The sequence below is a fragment of the Synechococcus sp. OH2 genome (assembly GCF_047462155.1).
Taxonomy (GTDB): Bacteria; Cyanobacteriota; Cyanobacteriia; order Thermostichales; family Thermostichaceae; genus Thermostichus.
The window spans coordinates 1-2139 of sequence record NZ_JANSIR010000003.1; the positions used below are offsets into that span (position 1 = coordinate 1).

At 59.2% G+C, this 2139-nt stretch carries 1 protein-coding gene; it reads left to right on the forward strand.

All coding sequences use genetic code 11. From position 1 onward, the window contains the following. Positions 1–69 precede the first annotated feature (69 nt). Positions 70–2016 carry an alpha-1,4-glucan--maltose-1-phosphate maltosyltransferase gene (locus NW835_RS00270; RefSeq protein ID WP_414414214.1) on the forward strand — a complete coding sequence of 649 codons (1947 nt, stop codon included), beginning with the start codon at positions 70–72 and terminating at the stop codon, positions 2014–2016. Positions 2017–2139 lie beyond the last annotated feature (123 nt).

The window sequence follows — 2139 nt, forward strand, 5'->3', positions numbered from 1 at the left end:
ATGATTCTAAGTGCATTGTCTCATGCGGCGGTGCACCTCTAGAAATTGAAAAGGGGCGAGGTTAACCCTATGTGGCCAACGGAAGGTCGGCAACGGGCCATCATCGAGGCGGTGACGCCGGAAATCGACGGTGGGCGCTACGCCATCAAGCGAACGGTGGGGGAGTACGTGGTGGTGGAGGCGGACATCTTCGCTGATGGTCACGACCAACTCTCGGCGGTGCTCAGTTTTCGCCAGGCCGGGGCAACAGACTGGGAGGAGCTCTTCATGGAGCCCATCGGCAACGACCGCTGGCGGGCGCAATTTCAGGTCACACAAATTGGCCAAGCCTTTTACCGCATCTTGGCCTGGGTGGATCCTTTCCAAACCTGGCAGCAGGATCTGCACAAGCGGGTGGCTGCCGAGCAGGATGTGGCGGTGGAGCTGTTGATCGGGGCGGAGCTAGTGGAGCGGGCCGCCCAGGCTCAAAGCGGGGATCTGGCGGCAAAGCTGCGCAACTACGCCCAAATGCTCCGCCAAGGCGGGGATCCGGCTATCGCGATCGCCCTTTCCCCAACCCTGGGATCCCTGATGCAGCTCTACGGCGAGCGCCGCTTCGTCACCGCCTACCCGGAGCGACGGGTTTGGGTGGATCCGGAGAAGGCCCGCTTCAGCACCTGGTACGAGCTGTTTCCCCGCTCCTGCGGCCCTGACGAACACACCCACGGCACCTTCCAGGATGTGATCGCCCGCCTGCCGCTGCTTGCCGAGATGGGCTTCGATGTGCTCTACCTGCCCCCCATCCACCCCATCGGGCGCACCTTCCGCAAGGGCAAAAACAACTCTATGACGGCAGAGCCGGAGGATGTGGGCTCTCCCTGGGCCATTGGCGGGCCAGAAGGCGGGCACAAGGCCATCCATCCGCAACTGGGATCCCTGGAGGATTTTCATCGCTTGGTGGCGGAGGCCAAAAAACTCAACATCGATATCGCCCTGGACATCGCCTTCCAGTGCTCGCCGGACCACCCCTATGTGAAAGAGCACCCGGAATGGTTTAAAAAGCGGCCCGACGGCACCATTCAATATGCGGAGAACCCGCCCAAGAAATATCAAGACATCTACCCCCTCGACTTTGAGACGGAAAACTGGCAGGCCCTCTGGGAGGAGTTAAAAAGCGTTATCGAATACTGGATCGACCAGGGAGTCACCATCTTTCGGGTTGATAATCCCCACACCAAGGCTTTTGGCTTTTGGGAGTGGTGCATCGGCCAGATCAAGGCCAAGCACCCGCAGACAATCTTTTTGTCTGAAGCCTTCACCCGCCCCAAACTGATGAAATCCTTGGCCAAGCTGGGCTTCACCCAGTCTTACACCTATTTCACTTGGCGCAACGACAAGTGGGGCCTGACGGAGTACTTCACCGAGCTCACCCAAACCCCGATGCGGGAGTACTACCGCCCCAACCTCTGGCCCAACACGCCGGACATTCTGAACGAGTTCTTACAAAAGGGGGGACGCCCGGCTTTTATGCTGCGCCTCATCCTGGCGGCCACGCTGGGGGCCAGCTACGGCATCTACGGCCCCGCTTTTGAACTCTGTGAAAACCGTCCCCTCCGCCCCGGCAGCGAAGAGTATCTGGACTCGGAAAAATACCAAATCCGTCACTGGGATCTGGACGCACCGGATAACTTGCGGCCTCTGATCGCGCAGGTGAACCGGATCCGACGGCAAAACCCGGCTTTACAAAGCGACTGGAGCCTTGTGTTTCACCCCACCGACAACGAGGCCCTGATCTGCTACTCCAAGCGCACCTTTGATGGCAGCAACCGCATCTTGGTGGCGGTCAACTTGGATCCGTTTCACATTCAATCCGGCTGGGTCACCCTCAACCTGGGGGCTTTGGGTTTGGAACACTGGCAAACTTTCAAGGTGATCGACCTCTTGGACGGCCAGCAGTATTCCTGGCAGGGATCCACCAACTACATCAAGCTGGATCCCTGGACGATGCCAGCCCACATTTTTCTCATCGAAAGTTGAAGATCCCGACAACAGCAGTACAGTAAACTACCCGGCTCCGACCGCTAAGCGGTACGGAGCGGGCTTAAGCGCTACGCGCCGCTGACGCGAATGGTAGCCCTGCAGTTGGCAAGCCAACCACGG

Bases quoted from the DNA above. Each gene is read 5' to 3' on its own strand.
- NW835_RS00270 (WP_414414214.1), top strand. From the start codon at position 70: ATGTGGCCAACGGAAGGTCGGCAACGGGCCATCATCGAGGCGGTGACG.